The organism is Streptomyces sp. CoH27, assembly GCF_020181035.1.
Lineage (GTDB): Bacteria > Actinomycetota > Actinomycetes > Streptomycetales > Streptomycetaceae > Streptomyces > Streptomyces camelliae.
Map to the genome: position 1 here is coordinate 14,664 of NZ_JAIQYY010000003.1, position 20,655 is coordinate 35,318.

Annotated in this window: 20 protein-coding genes; 7 read left to right on the plus strand and 13 right to left on the minus strand. The window is 71.2% G+C overall.

The genetic code is table 11. The annotated features are described in order from the left end of the window. Positions 1-9: 9 nt before the first annotated feature. Positions 10-1,338 carry a diaminopimelate decarboxylase gene (lysA, locus tag LE548_RS05330; RefSeq protein WP_225095459.1) on the plus strand — a complete coding sequence of 443 codons (1,329 nt, stop codon included), beginning with the start codon at positions 10-12 and terminating at the stop codon, positions 1,336-1,338. 238 nt (positions 1,339-1,576) lie between these two features. Here lysA and LE548_RS05335 read toward each other — a convergent pair whose 3' ends face one another. From LE548_RS05335 to LE548_RS05385, 10 genes are all read right to left on the minus strand, one after another. Further along, complete coding sequence (locus tag LE548_RS05335; protein WP_225095460.1) at positions 1,577-2,227, minus strand: CoA transferase subunit B; 651 nt, start codon at positions 2,225-2,227, stop codon at positions 1,577-1,579. After that, positions 2,227-3,009, minus strand: a complete 783-nt coding sequence (locus LE548_RS05340) for a CoA transferase subunit A (RefSeq protein ID WP_225095461.1) — start codon at positions 3,007-3,009, stop codon at positions 2,227-2,229. The genes LE548_RS05335 and LE548_RS05340 overlap by 1 nt, the downstream gene beginning before the upstream one ends. Continuing rightward, positions 3,006-3,818 carry an SDR family NAD(P)-dependent oxidoreductase gene (locus LE548_RS05345; RefSeq protein ID WP_308029899.1) on the minus strand — a complete coding sequence of 271 codons (813 nt, stop codon included), beginning with the start codon at positions 3,816-3,818 and terminating at the stop codon, positions 3,006-3,008. The genes LE548_RS05340 and LE548_RS05345 overlap by 4 nt, the downstream gene beginning before the upstream one ends. Then, positions 3,815-4,567 (minus strand): SDR family NAD(P)-dependent oxidoreductase, encoded by a 753-nt coding sequence (locus LE548_RS05355; RefSeq protein WP_225095462.1) that lies wholly within the window; start codon positions 4,565-4,567, stop codon positions 3,815-3,817. Before LE548_RS05355 ends, LE548_RS05345 begins: the two co-directional genes overlap by 4 nt. Further along, entirely contained in the window at positions 4,564-5,535 is a 972-nt protein-coding gene (locus LE548_RS05360) for a fumarylacetoacetate hydrolase family protein (RefSeq protein ID WP_225095463.1), read from the minus strand. Before LE548_RS05360 ends, LE548_RS05355 begins: the two co-directional genes overlap by 4 nt. Before the next feature lie 98 nt (positions 5,536-5,633). After that, positions 5,634-6,566: a VOC family protein gene (locus LE548_RS05365; protein WP_225095464.1), complete on the minus strand. Its 933-nt coding sequence runs from the start codon at positions 6,564-6,566 to the stop codon at positions 5,634-5,636. 4 nt (positions 6,567-6,570) lie between these two features. Further along, positions 6,571-7,569 carry an amidohydrolase family protein gene (locus LE548_RS05370; RefSeq protein ID WP_225095465.1) on the minus strand — a complete coding sequence of 333 codons (999 nt, stop codon included), beginning with the start codon at positions 7,567-7,569 and terminating at the stop codon, positions 6,571-6,573. Further along, the gene (locus tag LE548_RS05375; protein ID WP_225095466.1) at positions 7,566-8,696 is read right to left on the minus strand and encodes an FAD-dependent oxidoreductase; all 1,131 of its coding nucleotides are present in this window, start codon (positions 8,694-8,696) and stop codon (positions 7,566-7,568) included. Before LE548_RS05375 ends, LE548_RS05370 begins: the two co-directional genes overlap by 4 nt. Positions 8,697-8,720: 24 nt before the next feature. Beyond that, positions 8,721-9,677, minus strand: coding sequence for a cyclase family protein (locus LE548_RS05380; protein ID WP_225095467.1), 957 nt, complete (start codon positions 9,675-9,677; stop codon positions 8,721-8,723). Next, positions 9,674-10,675, minus strand: coding sequence for a fumarylacetoacetate hydrolase family protein (locus LE548_RS05385; RefSeq protein WP_225095468.1), 1,002 nt, complete (start codon positions 10,673-10,675; stop codon positions 9,674-9,676). Before LE548_RS05385 ends, LE548_RS05380 begins: the two co-directional genes overlap by 4 nt. Positions 10,676-10,812: 137 nt before the next feature. On the opposite strand from LE548_RS05385, the gene LE548_RS05390 reads away from it, so the two are divergent. Both LE548_RS05390 and LE548_RS05395 read left to right on the plus strand, forming a co-directional pair. Then, a complete protein-coding gene (locus LE548_RS05390) occupies positions 10,813-11,724 on the plus strand; it encodes a LysR family transcriptional regulator (RefSeq protein ID WP_225095469.1) in 912 nt (303 codons plus the stop codon). Positions 11,725-12,379: 655 nt separating this feature from the next. Further along, positions 12,380-12,631 carry a GH36 C-terminal domain-containing protein gene (locus LE548_RS05395; RefSeq protein WP_225095470.1) on the plus strand — a complete coding sequence of 84 codons (252 nt, stop codon included), beginning with the start codon at positions 12,380-12,382 and terminating at the stop codon, positions 12,629-12,631. Between the two features lie 223 nt (positions 12,632-12,854). Here LE548_RS05395 and LE548_RS05400 read toward each other — a convergent pair whose 3' ends face one another. After that, entirely contained in the window at positions 12,855-14,171 is a 1,317-nt protein-coding gene (locus LE548_RS05400) for a hypothetical protein (protein WP_225095471.1), read from the minus strand. Positions 14,172-14,320: 149 nt separating this feature from the next. Further along, positions 14,321-14,605, minus strand: coding sequence for a BlaI/MecI/CopY family transcriptional regulator (locus LE548_RS05405; protein WP_225095472.1), 285 nt, complete (start codon positions 14,603-14,605; stop codon positions 14,321-14,323). Between the two features lie 402 nt (positions 14,606-15,007). On the opposite strand from LE548_RS05405, the gene LE548_RS05410 reads away from it, so the two are divergent. Next, positions 15,008-15,856 (plus strand): ABC transporter permease, encoded by an 849-nt coding sequence (locus LE548_RS05410; RefSeq protein WP_225095473.1) that lies wholly within the window; start codon positions 15,008-15,010, stop codon positions 15,854-15,856. Between the two features lie 295 nt (positions 15,857-16,151). After that, a complete protein-coding gene (locus tag LE548_RS05415; protein WP_225095474.1) occupies positions 16,152-16,514 on the plus strand; it encodes an ATP-binding protein in 363 nt (120 codons plus the stop codon). Here the strand turns inward: LE548_RS05415 and LE548_RS05420 are convergent. Next, positions 16,480-17,616, minus strand: coding sequence for a sodium-dependent transporter (locus tag LE548_RS05420; protein ID WP_225095475.1), 1,137 nt, complete (start codon positions 17,614-17,616; stop codon positions 16,480-16,482). The genes LE548_RS05415 and LE548_RS05420 overlap by 35 nt on opposite strands. A gap of 168 nt (positions 17,617-17,784) precedes the next feature. On the opposite strand from LE548_RS05420, the gene LE548_RS05425 reads away from it, so the two are divergent. Further along, entirely contained in the window at positions 17,785-18,621 is an 837-nt protein-coding gene (locus LE548_RS05425) for a hypothetical protein (RefSeq protein WP_225095476.1), read from the plus strand. 523 nt (positions 18,622-19,144) lie between these two features. Continuing rightward, on the plus strand, positions 19,145-20,449 hold the full coding sequence (locus tag LE548_RS05430) for a hypothetical protein (protein ID WP_225095477.1): 1,305 nt from the start codon (positions 19,145-19,147) through the stop codon (positions 20,447-20,449). Positions 20,450-20,655: the final 206 nt, after the last annotated feature.

A 20,655-nucleotide genomic window follows, 5' to 3' on the forward strand; every position in this document is an offset into this window, starting at 1 on the left:
GAGGCCACGATGACCACGGTTCACGAACCCATCACTGCCGCCGCTGAGTTGGCAGTATGGCCCGCCTCCACCACCGAGCCCCGCCCGGGCGACCTCGCCGTGGGCGGCGTGCCGCTCGCCGAGGCCGCCGAGCGCTTCGGCACCCCCGTCTACCTCCTGGACGAGGCCGAGGTCCGTGACCGCTGCCGCACCTACCGGGACGCCTTCCCCGACGCCGACATCGTGTACGCGGCCAAGGCGTTCCTGTGCCGGGCCATGGCCCACTGGACGGCCGAGGAGGGGCTCGGCCTCGACGTCTGCTCCGCCGGTGAACTCGAACTCGCTGTCACCACCGGATTTCCGGCCGAGCGGATCGTGCTGCACGGCAACGCCAAGTCCCCGCGCGACCTGGACACCGCGCTGCGCCTCGGCGTCGGACGGATCGTCATCGACAGCCCCTCTGAGATCGCGAGGCTGGCGGCGGCCGCCGGGCCGGACGGGCACCAGAAGGTGATGGTGCGTGTGGTGCCCGGGATCGGCGCCGGCGGACACGAGAAGATCCGCACCGGCACGGACGACCAGAAGTTCGGCCTGTCGATCGCGGACGGCCATGCCCAGCACGCCATCGCCCGCATCCTCGACCAGCCCCAGCTCGAACTCACCGGCCTGCACTGCCACCTGGGCTCCCAGATCACGAGTGTCAAGCCGTACCTCGTAGCCGTGCGCCGCCTGGTCGGGCTGATGGCCCGCCTGCACGAGCAGCACGGACTGGTCCTGCCCGAACTCGACCTCGGCGGTGGCCACGGCATCGCCTACCGCCCCGGTGAGCCGGCCCTGGACCTGACGGCGCTGGCCCGCAAGGTCCGCGCGGAGCTCGCCGACGCCTGCACGACGGCCGGGCTGCCCGTTCCCCGGCTGATCATCGAGCCGGGCCGGGCCATCGCGGGCCCCGCCGGGATCGCCGTGTACCGCGTCCTGTCCGTGAAGCACACGGGGGAGCACGTGTTCGTGGCCGTGGACGGCGGCATGAGCGACAACCCGCGCCCGGCCCTGTACGGCGTCCGGTACACGCCCCGCCTGATCGGCCGGCACAGCACGGCGGACCGCGCCCGGGTCACCGTGGTCGGCCGGCACTGCGAGGCGGGTGACATCCTGGCCGCCGACGCGGATCTCCCCGCCGACGTACGCCCCGGAGACCTGCTCGCCATCCCCGTGGCCGGCGCCTACCACCTGTCCATGGCCTCCGGCTACAACCTGGTCGGCCGCCCGCCGGTGGTCGCCGTGCGCGACGGATCCGCCCGCCTCCTCGTACGCCGCGAGTCCCTGGAGGACATCCGCAGCCGTGACGTGGGCCTGTAGCCCCGGATGACTCCCGGGCGGGTCGGTCTTCCGTCACCATGCCGACCGCCCCGCCCGGGCCATGCAGGGAAGCGCACGCCTGCCTCCCGGTGCACACTGACCGGAACGCACGACCGGGCCCTGCTGAGGTCCCGATGGTGTTCGGCCTGGTACGTCGCGAGCTGCACCCGGGCGGCGGCCTCGCGCGGTACGTCCGGCCTGGCATGGCAGCGGCATGAGGATCTCGGCGCAGAACGCATCAGCATGCCACCCGGAGAGCGTCATGGCGTACCGGCGCGTCCGTGTGGGCCGTGATGTCCTCCACGGTGATGCCGGGGGCGGTCTCCACCAGGGCGAGGCCGTCGTCGGTGACGTCGAGGACGCCCAGGTCGGTGATGATGCGGTGGACGCACTGCTCGCCGGTGAGCGGCAGGGTGCAGTCCCTGAGGATCTTCGGGGAGCCGTCCTTGGCGGTGTGTTCCATGAGGACGATGACGCGGCGGGCGCCGTGGACGAGGTCCATGGCGCCGCCCATGCCCTTGACCATTTTGCCGGGGATCATCCAGTTGGCCAGGTCGCCTCGTTCGGAGACCTGCATGGCGCCGAGCACCGCGGTGTCGATGTGCCCGCCGCGGATCATGCCGAAGGACAGGGCCGAGTCGAAGAAGGCGGCCCCGGGCAGGACGGTGACCGTCTCCTTGCCGGCGTTGATCAGGTCGGGGTCGACCTCGTCCTCGGTGGGGTAGGGGCCGGTGCCGAGGATGCCGTTCTCGGAGTGCAGGACGACGTGCACGCCGGGCGGGAGGTGGCCGGGGATGAGGGTGGGCAGGCCGATGCCGAGGTTGACGTAGGAGCCGTCGGTGAGTTCGGCGGCGGCGCGGGCGGCCATCTGGTCGCGGGTCCAGGCCATCAGGAACGTACCGTCCTCTTCTCCATCTTCTTGTCGGCGGCTTCGTCGGCGTTCAGCGCCACGACCCGCTGCACGTAGATGCCGGGCAGGTGGACGGAGTCGGGGTCGAGTTCGCCCGGCTCGACCAGTTCCTCGACCTCGGCGATGGTCACCTTGCCCGCCATGGCGGCCAGAGGGTTGAAGTTGGCGGCGGCCTTGCGGAAGACGAGGTTGCCGTGCCGGTCGCCGCGCCAGGCCCGTACGAGGGCGAAGTCGGTGGTGATGCCGTGCTCCAGGACATGGGGGCGGCCGTGGAAGTTCCGGGTCTCCTTGGGCGGCGAGGCGAGCGCGACCGAGCTTCCCCCAGCCTCCGGCCGGGAGGTCCCCCCAGGCGCGTACCGCCAGGGCAGCCCGCCCTGCGCCACCTGGGTGCCCACACCGGCCGGTGTGTAGAAGGCGGGGATGCCGGCGCCGCCCGCGCGCAGGCGTTCGGCGAGGGTGCCCTGCGGGACCAGTTCCACCTCCAGTTCCCCGGCCAGGTACTGGCGGGCGAACTCCTTGTTCTCGCCGACGTAGGAGCCGGTGACGCGGGCGATGCGGCCGGCGGCCAGCAGGACTCCCAGGCCGCGGCCGTCCACGCCGCAGTTGTTGGAGACGACCTCCAGGCCCTGCGCGCCCTGCTGGTACAGGGCGCGGATGAGGGCTTCCGGTACGCCGCTGAGGCCGAAGCCGCCGACGGCGAGTGACGCGCCGTCGGGGATGTCGGCGACCGCCTCGGCGGCGCTGTCGCGGACCTTGTTCACGTGCGGGGGGTTTCCTTTCGACAAGTGGCGTCAGGGGTGGCGCCGGGCAGGACCGTCGACCAGCCGCCGTCGACGACGAAGTTGGCTCCCGTGATGTACGACGCCTCGTCCGAGGCGAGGAAGACGGCCGCGTTCACCACGTCGTCGGGTGTGCCGGTGCGGCCGAGGGGGATGTGCCGGGCGATGGAGCGCATCGGGCGGTCCTCCGCGAGGAGGTCGGCGCGGGAACCGTCCGTGTCGATCAGCCCGGGGCTGACGCAGTTGGCGCGGATGCCGTACGGCGCGCCCTCGGCGGCCAGTTGCCTGGTCAGCGCGATCACGCCGCCCTTGGACGCGGAGTGCGCTGTCCGCCGGTTGGTGAGCGAACCGGTCAGGCCGGCGGTGGAGCCGACGGTGAGGACGCAGCCGCGACTGTCGATCAGGTGCCGCCAGGCCGCCCGAACGGTCAGCCATACCGAGTCGAGCTCGGCACGCATCGTGAAGGCGAAGTCCTCGTACGGCTGGCTGTCGACGGCCCCGAAGCGGACCGCGCCGGCGTTGGCGTAGACGATGTCGACGCCGCCGAAGGCGTCGACGGCCTCGGCCACCCAGGAGCGCACGGACTCCTCGTCGGTGACGTCCAGCGGGCCGGGCGTGAGGACCGTGCCCCCCTCGCGGGCGATCAGCCGCTGTGTCCCGACGGCCTCCTCGTGCAGCAGGTCGCCGCCGACCACGAGCGCGCCCTCGGCGGCGAACCGCAGCGCGGCGGCCCGGCCCTGACCACGGGCCGTGCCGGAGATCAGCGCGACCTTCCCCTCCAGCCGCTTCACGAGGCCCCCTCGCGCAGCGCGTCGGAGACCGACTTGACCCCACCGTGCGCGGTGAGCCCGCCGTCGACGGGAATCTCGGCGCCGGTGATGAACGACGACTCCTCCGACAGCAGGAACACCACCAGCGGAGCGACCTCCCCCACGGTTCCGGTGCGGCCGAGCGGCGTCTCGCGGATGTTGGCCTCGCGGAACGCGGGGGCGGCCGAGGCGGTCATCTCGGTCTCGATGTAGCCGGGGTGGATCGTGTTGACGCGGATGCCGCGCGGGCCGAGTTCCAGTGAGGCCGTCCTGGAGAGCCCCCGCAGCCCCCACTTGCTGGCGGTGTAGGCGACCGGGTAGTGGGCGGTGAGGGCGGCCGAGGAACCGACGTTGACGATCGAGGCGCCGGGCGGCATCAGCGGGACGAGGTGCTGGATCCCGAGCAGCGGGCCGGTGACGTTGACCGCGTGCACCCGGTCGAAGTCCTCGGCCCGTACGTCGCCGAGGCGGGCGCGCCAGGTGACGCCCGCGTTGTTGACCAGGCCGTGCACCTGCCCGTACGACTCCTTCAGCTCGGCGGCGAGGTCGGACCAGGCCTGTGCGCTGGTCACGTCGAGGCGGCGGCAGCCGCCTTCCGTCCGTACGTCGGTGGCGATCACCCGCGCGCCCTCCCGGGTCAGCGCCTCTGCCTCGGCGGCGCCCTGGCCACGTGCCGCACCGGTGACCACGACCACCTTGCCCAGGAGCCTCTTGGGGCGCAGGTTGCTCACGGCCGCTCCCGGGACCGGCGCCGGCCTGCGGGCAGCGGCACCGGGTCCGCACCGGGCACGACGGTGTTGGACACGCTGCCGATCCCTTCCACGGTGAGGGTGACGGTGTCGCCGGGCTTGAGAGGCGGTGGGGTCTGTTCGCCGCGCAGGCCCCACAGTTCGGCGAGGCAGCCACCGTTGCCGCAGGTGCCGGAGCCCAGGACGTCGCCGGGCAGCACCCGCGTACCGCGCGAGGCGTAGGCGACCATCTCCTCGAAGGTCCAGCTCATGTTGGACAGCAGGTCCCGGCCGACGACCTCGCCGTTGACCTCGGCGGTGAGCGCCAGGCGCAGGTAGCCGTCGGCGTCCCGGTACGGCTCCAGTTCGTCGGCGGTGACCAGGTACGGGCCGAGGGTGGTGGCCGTGTCCTTGCCCTTGCAGGGGCCGAGGCCGACCTTCATCTCGGCGGACTGGAGGTCCCTGGCCGACCAGTCGTTGAAGACCGTGTAGCCGACGATGTGGTCGCGGGCCTGCTCGGGGGTGAGGTCGCGGCCCTCGCGGCCGATGACGGCGGCGACTTCGAGTTCGAAGTCGAGGACGGCCGAGCAGGGCGGCATCGGGATGCCGTCGCCCGTCGCATGGATCGCGTGCGGGTTGCTGAAGTAGAAGGCCGGCGCGGCGTACCACTGGTCGGGCACGCCCGCCACGCCGTCCACCGAGCGCCGTACGCCCTCGACGTGCTCCTCGAAGGTGACGAAGTCCCGGACGGAGGCGGGCTGGAGCGGCGGCAGCAGCCGGACCTCCGTCACGTGCGGGCCGGGCGGTACGTCAAGCGCGACCGTGCCGGCGGCGAGCAGGCCGGGCAGCCCACCGGACGTCCGCAGCAGGTCGGTGAGCGAGGTGGCGCCGGGCAGTGGCAGCAGGGTTCCGTCGTCCTCCACGACGGCCACGTGGCGACGGTGATGGTGTTCGTAGGCGGCGAAACGCATGGTGCGGCTCCGGGCAGGCTGGGCCCGGGGGCGCGGCGGGTCCGAGTCAGGGCAGGTGACAGGGCCGGCCGCGCCCCCGGGAGCGAGGGAGTGGGAGATCAGACCGGCGGGGCGACGAAGACGCCGCGGTCGGGGTCGTTGAACGACTCCTTGGCGACGAGTTCGTTCATGGGGTTGGCCGTGCCCCACTGGTCGCTGACCTCGGGCTGCGAGAAGTCGTAGACGTGCGGGTGCCAGGTGTCCTCGTCCAGGCACTCCAGCTCGGTGGTGTACTCGACGGTGTTGCCGTGCGGGTCGAGGAAGTAGGTGAAGGTGTTGTCGCCCGCCATGTGCCGGCCCGGACCCCAGATCTTGCGGTACCCGGCGCGGATCACACGGCCGGAGCCGCGCATGTACTCGTCGATGCCGCGCATCTCGAAGGAGATGTGGTGCAGGGAGGTGTGCGGGCCCTGGGCGATGGCCATGGAGTGGTGCTGGTTGCTGATCCGCATGAAGTGCATGACCTCCCCCATGTGGGGGGAGCTGAGCGTGTCGGAGAGCCGGAAACCGAGGCGGCGCTCGTACCACTCCCGGGTGCGGTTCAGATCGGGGGAGTTGAGGACGACGTGGGACAGCTTGACCGGGATCGACTCCTTCTCCTCGATCCTGCGGTGCTGCCGTACCTCGACGTCGGCGGAGACCTCGATGGTGCGGCCGTCGACGTCGAAGAAGCGGAAGCCGTAGCCCCCGCCGGGGGTGTCGACCTTGCCCGGCTGGGTGATCAACTGCACGCCTCCAGCCAGCAGTTGCTCGGCGAGCGTGTCCACGTCGGTGGCGGAGGCGGCGCCGTAGGAGACGAGGTCGAGGCGCTTCTCGTCGGCCTTGCGCAGCCGGACCACGTACTGCTCGGGGCTGCCCTCGGCGGCGAGGAAGGAGATGCCGGAGTCCTCGGCGACCTTGGTCAGGCCCCAGACGCCGGCGTAGAAGTCGAGCTGCTTGTCGTAATCGGGCACGGCGAGGTCGACGTGCCGCAGGTGGGTGAGCAGGCGCATGAGATCACTCCTTGAAGAGGAGGGCGGAGGCGTTGCCGCCGCTGACGGCGTGGAAGTCGTGGTCGGGCAGGCGGGCAGCGCGCAGGGCGGCGACGGGGTCCTCGGTGCCCATGTCGAAGGGGAAGTCGGAGCCGAGCAGGACCCGGTCGGCGCCCGCGACCCGGACCAGCTCCCGCAGCACGTCCGGGTCGTGGACGAGGGAGTCGAAGTACAGGCGCTTCAGGTAGCTGCTGGGCAGGTGCGCGCAGCCCGCGCCCGCGTCGGAGCGGGCCGACCAGGCGTGGTCGGAGCGGCCGATGTGCGTGGGCAGGTAGCCGCCGCCGTGCGCGGCGATCAGGGTCAGGCCCGGGTGCCGGTCCAGGACGCCGGAGAAGATCAGGTGGGAGAGCGCGACGGCGTTCTCCACCGGCTGACCGACGGTGTTGGACAGGTACCACCGGTCCAGGCGCTCGTCGAGCGTGCAGCCGAAGGGGTGCAGGAAGACGATCGCGCCGGTCTCCTCGGCCCGGGACCAGAAGGGTTCGTAGGCCGGGTCGGACAGTTCCCGTCCAGGTGCGTGGCTGGAGATCTCGACGCCCAGCAGCCCTTGGTCCAGCGCGTGATCGAGGGCGCGCACCACGTGATCAGGATGCTGCAGCGGCACGAGGCCGAGCCCGCGCAGCCGGTCGGGGGCGGCGGAACAGTGCGCGGCCGTCGCCTCGTTGGCGAGCCGGTACAGCTTCTCGGCCGTGTCCTCGTCCGCCCAGTAGTGGTAGTGGGAGGGGGAGGGGCTGACCACTTGCACGTCCACGCCCTGGGCGTCCATCGCGGCCAGCCGCACGGCGGGGTCGGTCAGTTTCGGGATGCGTTCGCGGACCATGGGCCCGCTGACGGCCAGGGCCGCCGGACCGTTGCGCCGGGCGTCCAGCGCCGTCGCTTCCGCCAGCCCCGGCAGGCCGGCCACCAGCGCCTCGACCCCGGGGAGCAGCACATGGGCGTGGACGTCGACGGTGGGCGTGCTCACGGCAGCTCCCGCAGCATCGTCATGGTGCGGCCCATCAGGCCGGGGACGTCCGCGTCCCGGACGCCGTCGAGCTGCCACTGGCCGATCTGCACGGACGCCTCCACGACCGGGCGGACGCGGGCCATGCGCCGCTCGTAGTACGCCTGGAAGAGGGCGTCGTCCCAGGTGTCCGAGGCAGTCAGCAACTGGGTGAGCACCCAGGCGTCCTCCAGGGACAGTGCCGCGCCCTGCGCGAGGGTGGGCGGGCAGCAGTGCGCGGCGTCGCCGACAAGGACGACCCGGCCGCGGTGCCAGGAGCCCTCGACCAGCAGCCGGTCGAACCAGGTGTAGTTGACCTTCGCCGGGTCGGTGATGTGCGCGGTGATCTCCGGCCAGTGGCCCCCGTAGGCGGAGGACAGGCGCCGCATCTCCTCGGCGTACGTCTCCGGCGGGATGGCGGCGCGGTCACGGTTGGCCTCGACGACGTACGCGTAGAGGGTCGTGTCGCTGGTGGGGCAGTACCCGGCGATGTAGGCCGGGCCGCCGTAGGCGAGGTCCGTACGGACCACACCCGCCGGGCGGGGGGCGGCGACGCGCCAGATGGCCATGCCGGTCGGCTCCGGCTTGTCACCGATGCCGATCGCCGCCCGGGTCGAGGACCCGAGGCCGTCGGCCGCGACGACGAGGTCGTACCGGCCCTCGCTGCCGTCGGAGAACCGTATCGAGACCCCGTCCGCGTCCTGGCCGAGGATCTCGGCGGTCGTGCCGAGCCGCACGGTGGCGCCGCTGGCCCGGACGGCGTCGATCAGGATCTGTTGCAGCTGCGGGCGCTGCATGCCGACCGTGGCGGGCAGGTCGTCGCCGCCGGTGCGCAGGTCCCGCGCGATGTGCAGGACGGTGCCGTCCGGGGCGGTGATGCCGACGGAGCCGAAACCGAAGCCGGACTCCTCGACCCGGTCCCAGACGCCGAGTTCACGCAGGACGCGCAGCGCGTTGCCGTGGAGGGTGATGCCGGATCCCGCGGTGGCGTTCCAGTCGTCCTTGGCCTCGATCAGATCCACCGTGAGGCCGGCTCGGCGGAGCAGGATCGTCACCGCGTTGCCTGCGGCGCCACCGCCGATCACCAGGACCGTGCGGGCTGTTCTCATGAGGGAACTCCCTTGTTCCATACGTTACTTGACGGCGATCGGGCTGACGGGGGAGCCGACCGCACCGGTGATGGGCAGGGGTGCGGCCGTGAGCCAGAACTCGTACACGCCGTCGGCCGCGCAGTCCTCGGCCAGTGCCTCCAGGTCCCACATCTCGCCGATCAGCAGCCCGATGTTCGGGATGGCGACCTGGTGCAGCGGCTGGAAGGCGTGCTCGAACTCGTTCGGACGGACCTCGAAACCCCAGGTGTCCGTGGCGATCGCGGCGATCTCCGTGCGGTGCAGCCAGCCCGCCGTGGTGAACGACAGACCGGGCGCCGGGCCGCCCGCGTAGTCGCCCCAGCCGTCGCGGCGGGCCCGGGCGAGCTGCCCGGTCCGTACGACGACGATGTCCCCGCGGCCCACGGTCACGCGGTGCGCCTCGGCCGTCGCCGTCAGGTGCTCCTCGGTGATCGCGAAACCGTCGGGCAGCTCACCGCCCTCGCCGATGACCCGGCCGACGTCCAGCAGCACCCCGCGCCCGGCGACGTACGGCGCCATGTGCTCGATGCCGGTGACGAGGTCGCCGTCGGAGGTGACGACCTTCTCGGCCGCCCGCCCGTTCCACGCCCTGCCGTGGTCGAAGATGTGGCCGAGGCCGTCCCACTGCGTGGAGCACTGGAGCGGCATCGCGATCATGTCGTCGGCGCCGCCGATGCCGTGCGGGAAGCCCTGGTTGCCGAGGGCCGCGTCAGTGCCGGTGTCCAGCATGGTGTGCACCGGGTTGGTGCGCCGCCGCCAGCCCTTCTGCGGGCCGTTCATGTCGAAGGACTGGGACAGCGCGAAGCTGACGCCCCGCCGCACCAGGGCCGCGCCCTCACGGCGCTTGCCCTCGTCGAGGAAGTTGAGGGTGCCGAGCCGGTCGTCCTCGCCCCAGCGCCCCCAGTTGGAGTACGCCTTGGCGGCTTCGGCGATCGCACCCTCCGGGTCGTGGCGGTTCACGTGGCGCCCTCCGCGACGCAACGGGTGCGCTGGACCCCGAGACCGGTGACCGTGCCCTCCATGACATCGCCGTCGCGCAGCAGCCGGCCCCAGTGCATGCCGTTGCCGGCCGGGGAGCCGGTGAGCACCAGGTCGCCGGGGAGCAGGCGGGAGGTCTGCGAGGCGTACGACACCATCCGCGCGACCTTGAAGATCATGTCCTTGGTGGACTCGTCCTGCATGGTCTCGCCGTTGAGCTTCAGCGTGACGCGCAGGTCGTCCGGGTTCGCGATCGACTCGGCCGGTACGATCCACGGCCCGAGCGGGGTGAACCCGGGCGCGTTCTTGCTGCGCAGCCAGTCGGTGCCGATCTGCGGCATGTCCCGGCGGAAGACGGTGGCGCGGTCGGTCAGGTCGTTGGCGATCGTGTAGCCGGCGATGTACTCCGGTGCGTCCTCCACCGACACCCGGTGGACCGGCTTGCCGATGACGACCGCCAGCTCCAGTTCCCAGTCGGGCTGCTCGGCCCACGCGGGCAGGAGGACATCGTCGTACGGCCCGGTGATCGCGCTCGGCAGTCCGATGAAGACGTACGGCAGGTCCTCGGCCGCCCGCCGGTCCATGATCTCGGCGGCCTCCGCGCGCCGCTCGCCCTCCGGCCGTTCGTCACCGGGGGCGCGGTGGGCGACGTGCAGGTCGATGACGTGCTGCCGGTAGTTCGCCCCTGACTGGAACACCTGACGCGGCGACACGGGCGCGTGCACGCGCAGGTCGGTGACGGCCGTGCGGACCAGGCCGGTGTCGGCCGCGAGCGCGCGCAGCTGCGGCAGGACCGTCTCCCAGCGGTCCAGCACGTCCAGGGTGGTCAGCCGATCGTCGCCGAAGACGCCCCTCAGGCCGAGGGCCTGGCCGTCGGGGGTGACCAGGGCGGGGAATTCCGGCCCGTCCGGGGCCGAGAGGGTGGCGAGGGCGAACGGTCCGGCGAAGAGCGGGGACGAGGGTTCGGGTTTCACGGACATGTCCTCCTGATTGCGGTGGGACTAATCTGGACCCGCCCTCCGCGATCAGGGAAATAGATTCTGTGGATGATCGGCATCCACCCGATTTATTCCCGCCGCTCACCACCCCTGCTCGTTGCCCCATGCGAGGACCGTCCGTGAACCTGACCCGACTCGACCTCAACCTCGTCGTCGCCCTGCGCGCCCTGCTCGAAGAGCGGAACGTCACCCGGGCCGGGCAGCGCGTCGGTCTCAGCCAGCCCGCGATGAGCGCGGCCCTCGCCCGGCTGCGCCGCCACTTCGACGACGACCTGCTCGCCCGCGTCGGCGGCCACTACGAGCTGACCGCGCTCGGGCAGGTCCTCCTGGACCGCACCACCACCGCCTACGACGTGCTGGAACGCCTCTTCGCCAGCCAGGCCGACTTCGACCCGGCCCAGGAGAGCCGAGAGTTCCGGCTGGTGGCGTCCGACTACGCGGTGGCCGTCTTCGGCACCGAACTCGCCCGCGTCGTGCACGAGGAGGCCCCCGGCATCCGGCTCCGCTTCACCCAGACCCAGCCGACCGTCGTCGACGACACCGCCACCCTGCTCAGCGCCACCGACGGCCTGCTCATGCCGCACGGCGTGATCAGCGACTTCCCCGCCACCGACCTCTACGACGACCGCTGGGTGTTCCTCGTCACCGAGGACCATCCGGACGTCGGTGACCGGCTCACCCGCCAGGACCTGGCGAGGCTGCCGTGGGTGACGTACCAGCGCACCTACGACGCGCCCGCCGTACGCCAGCTCGGCATGCTCGGCATCGAACCGCGCGTGGAAGTGTCCGTCGACAGCTTCCAGCTCCTGCCCCTGCTGGTCACCGGCACCCGGCGCATCGCTCTGATCCAGGCACGGCTGGCGCGGATGCTGACGCCGATCGCCGCCGTGCGGGTGGTGGAGCCGCCCTACGAGGCGGTGCCCTTGCGTGAGGCGCTGTGGTGGCACCCGGTCCACACCCATGACGCGGCCCACATCTGGCTGCGGGAGACGGCCGCGCGGGTCGGCAGCCGGCTGGCCGGCGTCGCGTAGGCGGGAGCCGTACGCCGGCGCGTGGAACCTGCGAGAGGGCCGACCGGCCATCGATGCCACCGTCGCGCCGGGAACCGAGGCCGTCATCGATCCGTCGGCAGCGGCGCCGCCCCATCCGCACCGTGGATGTGCAGCATCGGCAGTTGCGATGAACCAGGGGATTCCGCCGGGTGGAGGCGCACCGCACAGTGGCGCACACGTCACCGGCCAGCGCGGCCGCGACGGCACGCGGCCGAGTTCGCCAGGGCACAGCCATGTCTGCCGAGCTGCGCGAACGGCGGTGACGTACGTACCCGTCAGCTGTGGCAGAGGAATCCGCCATGCCCGTTCACCGGTCGGACAGCCTGAGGCGTGCCGTCGACGTCGTCCCGGCCCACCGATCCCAGCCAGTCGCGCCAGCTGTCGCACGGCTCATCGCCGGAGCCGTCATGATGGTCCACTGCCTCGACAAGCTCGTCGACGGACCGGCCGGGTTTGGCGCGTTCCTGAGTGGTATGAGTGTGCCCGCGCCGACCGTCACCGACGATGCCCACTTCGGTACCGCGTCGCCGACCGGATCGTCCTCGCGGGCCAGGCCCATGGCCAGGGCAAGGGCGTACGGCACCTGGTGCAGAGGGGAGAGCAGTACCGCCTGCGGCCGCACGGGGACGAGGAGTTGAGCGCCGTACAGTATCTGGCGCCCGACGGCCGTGAGACCGCGGTGATCGTACTGCGGCACGCACGGCGCTTCGGGCACCGTGATCCCAGCCTGCCCCTGCGTGCCCTCGACCCCTCGGCCCGCTACCGCGACACCGCGACCGGCGCCGTGCACCACGGCGCCGTGCTCCTCACCCACGGACTGCCGCTGGACCTGGCAGCGGACGACCACGCCTCCGCGCTCGTCCACCTGGTGCGGGAGCCGAGGTGACGGACCGACTGTTGCGGCCACGTCGACGTGACTCGGGTCGGTGTGCGGCCGCCGCGGGATCCGAGGCAGTTCCATCGGTCTGTCGGCGTCCACCCACGTCGGTCCGCCTCGGCGGCAGAAGCGGAGTGCACACCGCCGGCCTGGTGCCCACGAGGCCCAGGTTCTCGATGACGTCGCACGTGGAGTGCGTGGCCGGGGCTCCTTTGGCCCGGCATGGTCTCTCTCACCATGTCCAGCCGTGGCCGCCGCTGTTGTGGGAGAGGGCCAGGACGGCGGTGGCCATGGTGAGGTACTGAGTCGGGCGGCCCTGGCTGAACAGGGCTGCCAGGGCCCAGGCGAGAGCCGTGTACCACGGCATCGACCACGGTGCCGCGAGGACCCAGGCGAAGGCCAGCGCGAACGGCAGGGCGCCGACAGCGCGTGCGTCCGGAGCGGCTCGGCGGCGGAGCGCCCACGCCAGCGCGAGCATCACCACCGGCCACAGCGCACTGACGATCGCCGCAGTCGCGCGAGGGCCCAGGACCGCGGTGCCGAACTGATCGAACACCGCCCACAAGGAGGGCGTGGAGACCAGTCGGGAGGCCGCGGAGAGCGGGGCCAGCGCGTGCGCGCCGTAGGCTGCGTAGAGCGTGGCCAGGGTGAGTGCGGCCGCGCCTGCCTGCCGGGCGGCTGGTCGCCAGGCGCCCGAACGCAGCAGCGGCCAGGCCAGCCCGACGCCGAACAGGCAGGCACTGACCTTCACGCCGCAGGCGAGGCCGATCAGCCCTCCCACGATCAGGTCGTGGTGCCACCGGGTCGTCCTGCGGGCGATGTGGATCGCGCAGACGGCCAGGCCCGCGATGAGGGTGTCCAGGTGCCCGCCCGCGACCAGCACGCCGATCAGCAGCGGGTTGACGCTCCACAGCAGGCCCGCGCGGACCGGATCGTCGGCGGTACGGAGCAACAGGTACCCGGTGCCCACGAAGACGGCGGCGTTCGCGAGCATCAGTGCCCATATGGTCAGCCACGGCCGCTCCTGGCCGATGAATGCCGCAGCGCCCTGCCACCACGTCGCCACCGGCCCGTACACGGAAGGTGTGTTCCGCCACGCCTCGCTCACCAGGTGGGCGTACGCGCCGCCCAGCCGGGCGGGAGTCGTCACGTACGGGTCACCGCCGAGCGCGGCGATACGGCCGTACGCCGCGTAGCTGGCCATGTCCGAGGAGCCGACCGGGGTGAGGTTGGCGACGGCGAGCGCGGTCAGCGCGCCGAGCCGGAACAGCAGCCGGGCATCGGGCCTCCAGCCCCGCTCATGGGCCTTGAGCATGCCCAGCACGCCCCCGCACGACAGCACGATGGCCGCGATCGTGGCCGTCTGGGAGACGGTGCCGGGCATGGCAGGCAGCCGGAGCCAGGAGATCGGTGCCCTGAGCGTGTTGTGGTTGGGCGCGCTCGCGCCGACCAGAGCGAACAGTGCGAGACCCGCCCCGGCCATCCACACCGCCTGGCGCGGTGTCGGCCGGTCGACGACCATCAGCTTCAGTGGGGGAATTCTTCGCATCGGGCCCGCGAGACGCAAAGCCCACTCATCATGGTTCGTCGTCAAGGTCACTCTCCGGGTGTTGCTTCAGCTCGCGGCGAGGACTGCCGTGACGACCGTGCCCGCGCGTGTGGAGCCCTCGCCGCTTCGGGCAGCACGGCCACCGCCGCTCACCGCTCCCGCGGCAGCTCGCCGGGCTGCCGCAGCAGTTCGTTCAGGGCAGGCAGTTCGTCGGCGAACCGGGCGAGCCGGGCCTCGCGGTCCGGGCCGGACTCCAGCGCCTGGCGCATCCGGCGTGCGGTCATGCCCAGGGCGTACGTCACCGGCGTGTATACGTACGAGCGGTCCTGCTCGGTTCGGGTCAGCACTCCCTTGTCGGGCATCCGCAGCAGGGCCGGCTTCTCGGCCCCCAGGGTGCCCGGCCGCCGCGTGCGGGCAGCGGGTCCGGAGTTCACGAGTTGGTTTCCTTCCCCTCGACGTCGACAGTCCCGCAAAATGTCTACGACTGTGTAGACGCCAGCGTGCGGCGCGGCCGAGTCTGCCACGCTCTCCTGTGCACCACGCAACTCCGGTACACGACTCCCGGGCAGTACCTTCACGGACTCGGCGCCGGTCGCCGCCACCATAGGCGGTACAGTCCGAGGGCCCTGAAGGAGGGCACTTGGCCAGTCGCAGCACCCGGGCGAGGCGGTCTTGCGCGAGACCCTGATGGCAGCAGCGCAGGCAGGTGTGCGCAGCGGAGTGCGAACAGCGGCGGACGGACGCCGACGTAGACTGCGCTGTCGGCCGCAGGGGCCAGTCAGGTTGGTGACCCGCGCGCCCATCGGCCCGTGCGGCAGCTTCCTGAGGTGGAAAACGTGACGTCGAGTGCGGCATCTCTCGTACCGGTCAACCCAGCCCTCGGCGTCCTGCTCACCGCCCTGCTGCTGGTGGCGGCAGCGGTCGCGGGCTGGTTCCGGCTCGATCCGCACCCGTACAAGAGCCGGGCCCGGGAGATCCTCCTCGCCGGCTTCCGCGCCGCCGTCCAGCTCGCCGCTGTCTCGGTGGTCATCACCTGGGCCGTCAAGTCAGTGCTGGGGCTCCTGGCATTCCTCGTGGTGATGTTCGCGGTGGCCGTGCGCACGGCCGGGCGGAGAATCACCGGCAACCACACCTGGTGGCTGACGGCTGCCCCGATCGCCGCCGGTGTGCTACCGGTCGTTGTGGCGCTCCTCGCCACCGGGCTCGTCCCGCCGAAGGGCGTCGCTCTGATTCCGGTCACGGGCATCCTCATCGGTGGCGCACTCACCGTGACCGTACTCGCCGGACGCCGTGCCCTGGACGAACTGTCGCAGCGTCACGGAGAGGTGGAAGCCGCGATGGCGCTGGGAATCCCGGACCGCGACGCACGCATGGAGATCGCACGTCCCGCGGCCTCCGAGGCTCTCCTGCCCGGTCTGGACCAGACCCGTACGGTCGGGCTGGTCACGCTCCCCGGCGCGTTCGTCGGCATGCTCCTCGGAGGGGCCGGTCCTGTACTGGCCGGAGTGGTGCAGCTGTTCGTCCTCATCGCCCTCATGGCGGTGCAGGCCGTTGCGGTGGTGGTGACCCTTGAACTCGTCGCCCGGCACCGTCTGTATCGCCCGGGGCCGGACGCCGGCACGGGTTCCCCGCGCAAGGCCAGAAGGTTTCTCAGGGTTCCGGCGCCGAGCCGTCCTTCCGAGTAAAGGCCGGGCCGGCCATGCGCGGTCACCACGAGCGCGATCACGAGCTGCCGGCGTGCACACCGGGTTGACCGGGGACACTTCGACCCTTGTCCCGGCCTGGGAGGCGCTCGACGCAGCCGAGCCGGGAACCGCGGGACGCCGGTGCGAACGAAGTCGGTCACGGATCCAGGCGGTAGCCGTGTCCTCTGAGTGTGGTGATGCGGACCAGGGTGGCCGACCGGTCCCTGGGCCAGGTGCCGAGGGCCACGGAGGAACGCCGGCATGGGTCGTTCGCCCAGGCCGGCCGGCGCTTCGCATGCCTCGCCGGGATGTGCCGGACGACCTCTCCGTGCCCGGCGGGCCGGTCACGGAGATCCTCGGCGTCCTGCTGGACAACGCCCGCGTCCACGGCCGCGGCACGGTCCGTCCGGTCGTACGCGACCTCGACGACGCCCTCGCCCTCGACGTCACCGACGAAGGTGAAGTACCGGGTACGGCGGCCCGGTTGTTCGACCGCGGTGACAGCGGCGGCGGGCAGGGCATGGGCATCGGCCTCGATCCGGTTCGGGATCCGGCTTTCGCCGTCGGCGGGCGGCTCTCCCTGACCGGCAGCGCTCCGACCACCCTCACCCTGCTCGTCCCGGTCAGCCGTGCCGGGACGGTGGACGGTACGGCCTGACGGCCGCAGGCCCGCGGCCTCTCGTTCTCAGCCCGCCGGCGAAGCGCACGCCGCGCGCCGCGCCCGGGTTCACGACGCGGTTCGCCGCCGTCTTCTGGAGCAGCCCGTAGGCGAGGACCGGAAGCAGCAGGTGCGGTTTGTCGGGGAGCGCGGCGGTGAGCAGGACGGCGCTCGCACTGCTGTTGTTCATGCCGCAGGCGAGAGTGAGGGAGGAGGCGGCGGGCGGGTCGAGCCGCAGCACCCGGGCCGCGCACCGGCCCAGGACGAACGACAGCAGGCAGACCGACGCCGCCACGGTCAGCGCGGCGACGAGCAGCAGCGGGCGCGGCCGGGCGATGAAGGAGCCGAGGGCGCCGCTGGCGTTGACGTACGTCAGGATGAGCGAGCCGGCCAGGGCTGTGGGCACGACCAGCTCCAGCGCCCGGCTGAGCAGGGACGCGGGCAGGGCCAGCCGGACCAGGATGCCTGTGGCACAGGGCGGAACCACGCCGACGAGGGTGAAACCGCCGCCCGAGGTGTGGAGGTTCGTGGTGAGAGAGTCGGCGTAGCCGCCGCGCAGCAGCGGGGCCAGGAACTCGATCACCAGGGGCGTGGTGAGCGGGCTGAGCAGGGTGGAGGCGAGTACCAGGCCCACCATCGTGGGCTGGTCGCCGTCGCCCTTGCCGGTCCACACGGTCGCGCCCGCGGCGACGGGCATCGTCACGACAAGGATCATCGCCGTGACCAGGCCGCTGCCGCCGTCGGTGTCGGGCGTCCGGTGCAGCAGGAACGCGACGAGGGGGATGACCAGCAGCGGGATCGCCAGGTGCAGGGCGAGCCCCGCGATCAGTGCGCTCGGGCGCCGCAGCACGCGGCCCAGCTCGCGTACGGGGACCTGGAGCCCGGCCGAGAACAGCACCAGCGACAGCAGGCACGGGGCGGCGGATACCGGCGGGTGGATGACTGGCCCGAGCGGCAGGTCATGCGTGTGGCGCAGCCAGAGGCCGGGACCCGGCACGAACAGAGCACAGACGTAGGACAGCAGCACAGCCCGGCCCAGCCGGTGCCGCAGCCAGGCGGTCGCGCGGTCAGTGGGCGTGGGAGCGGTGGTGGGGGTGTTCAAGGCGACCTTCTTCCGTCAAGTGGGCAGGCCAGGGACGGAGGGCCGCTATGCGGAGACTGTCTGTGTGCGTACGCATGGCGCCATGGTGCTCGTACGGGACGGGCGGGGTGGGCGAAGCGCGCCAGCAGTCAGGATGCGTTCAGGTGCCCGGTGGCACGGTCGGACGACGTGACCTATGAATCGTCTGAGAGCAGGGTGGTTTCGGAGGCCGGTCAGGCCCCCGGTTCGCGCCACCGGCCGCGCTCGATCAAGGTGCCCGAGGTCACCGTCCACTTCTGGATCATCAAGGTGCTGTGCACGACGGTCGGCGAGACCGCGGCGGACCTGCTGAACGAGAAGGCGGGCCTCGGGCTGACCGGTGTGTCGGTGCTGATGAGTGCCCTGCTGGCCGTCGTCCTGGTGGTCCAGTTCCGCTCCAGCACCTACCGGCCGGGCGTGTACTGGCCGGCGGTGGCGCTGATCAGCGCTGTCGGCACGCTGATCAGCGACAACCTCACCGACGCCATGGGTGTGCCGCTGGAGACGAGCACCGCGGTCTTCGCGATCGTCCTCGCGGTCGTCTTCGTCGTCTGGTACCGGCGCGAGCGAACTCTGTCCATCCACCACGTCGACACCCCCGGCCGCGAGTCCTTCTACTGGCTGGCGGTGATGTTCACCTTCGCCTTCGGCACCGCGGCCGGTGACCTGGTGTCCGAGCGTATAGACCTCGGCTCCTGGCTGTCCGCCGTCCTGTTCGCGGCGGCCATCGCGGCCGTGGCCAACGCGCACTTCGCGCTGGGCCTGGACGCGGTGTGCAGTTTCTGGATCGCCTACGTCCTGACCCGCCCGCTCGGCGCGTCGATCGGCGACTACCTCTCCCAGCCCACCGGCGACGGCGGCCTCGGCCTGGGCGCCGTGGTGACCAGCACCCTGTTCCTCGCGGTCATCCTCGGGCTGGTCATCCACCTCTCCGTCACCCGCCGGGACGTCGCCGAACGGGAGCGGGCGACGGGAAACGCGGCCTGAGCCAGGTGGTCGAGCCATGCTGCTCGTGTTGCACGAGTGGGGGGAGTGATCAACGGGACAGTCAGGATGTGTTCAGGTTCCCACTGGCACAGTCGAGCACCATGACCCATGAAACATCTGAGAGTCCGCTGGTTCCAGAGGTGGGCACCCAGCAAGGATGCCGACGGCGAGCGGTCGCACGGGGGATCGGGCGACGCGAGCTCACGCGCTTTGCAGGTTGAATGGCGGGACGAATTTCCCAGAATTCTGGCCGACTCCGCCGGTCAGGGCTCGAATGGGCTCCACGAATTCGTCAGGCGCGCCTTCCCGACGCCTCCCTGCCGGAAATCTCAAGATCCCGCCTGACAAGCTGCGCCGCCCCTGGGCCATCACAGGCATACGGAAAATGCTCGCGCAGGCCTAGGAAAGAACCGCAGCGGAGGCCATTCCGTGAACGCGAATCGTGTCACGGGCAATGCCTCGCGGCGGCGCGGCCGAGGCTGCACTTGTCTACACCTTTGTAGACAGTTACCGTTCCGCAGACGTGAAAGGGGTGCTCCCTTCTGCGCTGCCGCCCGTTCAACACGAGGGTTACATGACAACTGCGACGACATCCCAAAATGCTCGGACACATGCCAAGCAGATGCTGAACAAGGTGCCCGAGGTCACGATCTGGTTCTGGGTCATCAAGATCTTGTGCACCACGGTCGGTGAAAGCTTCGCCGACTGGATCAACATGAACCTCGGCGTCGGCCTGATCAATACCGCATTGATCTTCACCGTGGTCCTGGCAGGCGTCCTGGGCTGGCAACTCGCCACCAAACGCTATGTCCCGTTCGTGTACTGGCTCACCGTCGTGGTGGTGAGTGTGACCGGCACGCTTTACACCGACATCCTCACCGACAGCCAGGGCGTTCCCCTCGCGCTGAGCAGTAGCGTGTTCGCCGGCATCCTCGCCGTTGTCTTCGGGATCTGGTACGCCCGCGAGCGGACCCTCTCGGTTCACACCATCACCACCCGTCCCCGTGAACTCTTCTACTGGCTCGCCGTCCTGGTCACTTTTGCCCTCGGCACCGCGACCGGCGACTGGACCCTGGACCTGACCGGCTGGACCCCGGGTGTCTCCGTGCTCCTGCCTCTCGGGTTGATCGTCGCGATCGTCCTCGCATGGCGCCTTGGCGCCAACGCGGTGCTCTCCTTCTGGCTCGCCTACATCCTCACTCGCCCGCTCGGTGCCAACCTCGGCGACTGGCTCGGCTCGCCCAGCGGCGACGGTGGCCTGGGCCTTGGCACCGCGGTGACCAGCGTGATCTTCCTGGCCGCGATCCTCGCCACGGTCGTGTACCTCACGCTCAGCCGCAGCGATGTCATCGAGGCCAACGACCTCACCGACACCCCGCGAGCGCTGAACCCGGCGCGTGAGCGGATCATGCTCGGTTACTACGGCGTCGTAGCGGTCGCGACTGCGGTGCTTCTCGTCTGGGCGCACCACCAGCCCCACGCGGCCGCGGCCAGCGAGGCTGACACCCCCGCACCGGTAACCGCCCACCTCACGCCGAAGCAGGCGACGTCGCCGTTCCCTCCAGCGGAGATCGCGAAGTTCCGCACGATCGCAGCTGACACCCTGGCAAAGCTCAACTCGGGCAACCAGTCGGCCGCGACCAGCCGAGTGACCGACCTTGAGACCGCTTGGGACGACGACCAGTCCACCCTTGAACCCAAGAGCGAGCAGTCCTGGCACTTCCTCGACAGCGAGATCGATCACGTCCTGAAGGCGCTACGCGCCCCGACGCCCGACAAGGCCACCGAGGTCAAGGCGCTCAACACCCTCCTCACCTCACTCGGCTAGCCGACCACCATGACGGATTGCCCCGATGCATCCCCTGTGCCGGGGCAATCAACGTTGCGAACCGCACGCGGCACACGGATCGCCGACAGCCGCGGCCGTCAGGCCGGCCGAAGGCAAGGACGTGTACGGCGAGTGGTTCGAAGATGTCGCAGTTCGGCAGCGCATGGGTCTCTATGCGACGAACGCGCCGTGGTGCCCGGTGTGCG

Coding starts and splice junctions, on each gene's coding strand:
- lysA (WP_225095459.1), top strand. CDS start 10: ATGACCACGGTTCACGAACCCATCACTGCCGCCGCTGAGTTGGCAGTA.
- LE548_RS05335 (WP_225095460.1), bottom strand. CDS start 2,227: ATGGCCTGGACCCGCGACCAGATGGCCGCCCGCGCCGCCGCCGAACTC.
- LE548_RS05415 (WP_225095474.1), top strand. CDS start 16,152: ATGCCTCGCCGGGATGTGCCGGACGACCTCTCCGTGCCCGGCGGGCCG.
- LE548_RS05385 (WP_225095468.1), bottom strand. CDS start 10,675: ATGTCCGTGAAACCCGAACCCTCGTCCCCGCTCTTCGCCGGACCGTTC.
- LE548_RS05375 (WP_225095466.1), bottom strand. CDS start 8,696: ATGAGAACAGCCCGCACGGTCCTGGTGATCGGCGGTGGCGCCGCAGGC.
- LE548_RS05360 (WP_225095463.1), bottom strand. CDS start 5,535: ATGCGTTTCGCCGCCTACGAACACCATCACCGTCGCCACGTGGCCGTC.
- LE548_RS05365 (WP_225095464.1), bottom strand. CDS start 6,566: ATGCGCCTGCTCACCCACCTGCGGCACGTCGACCTCGCCGTGCCCGAT.
- LE548_RS05400 (WP_225095471.1), bottom strand. CDS start 14,171: ATGCGAAGAATTCCCCCACTGAAGCTGATGGTCGTCGACCGGCCGACA.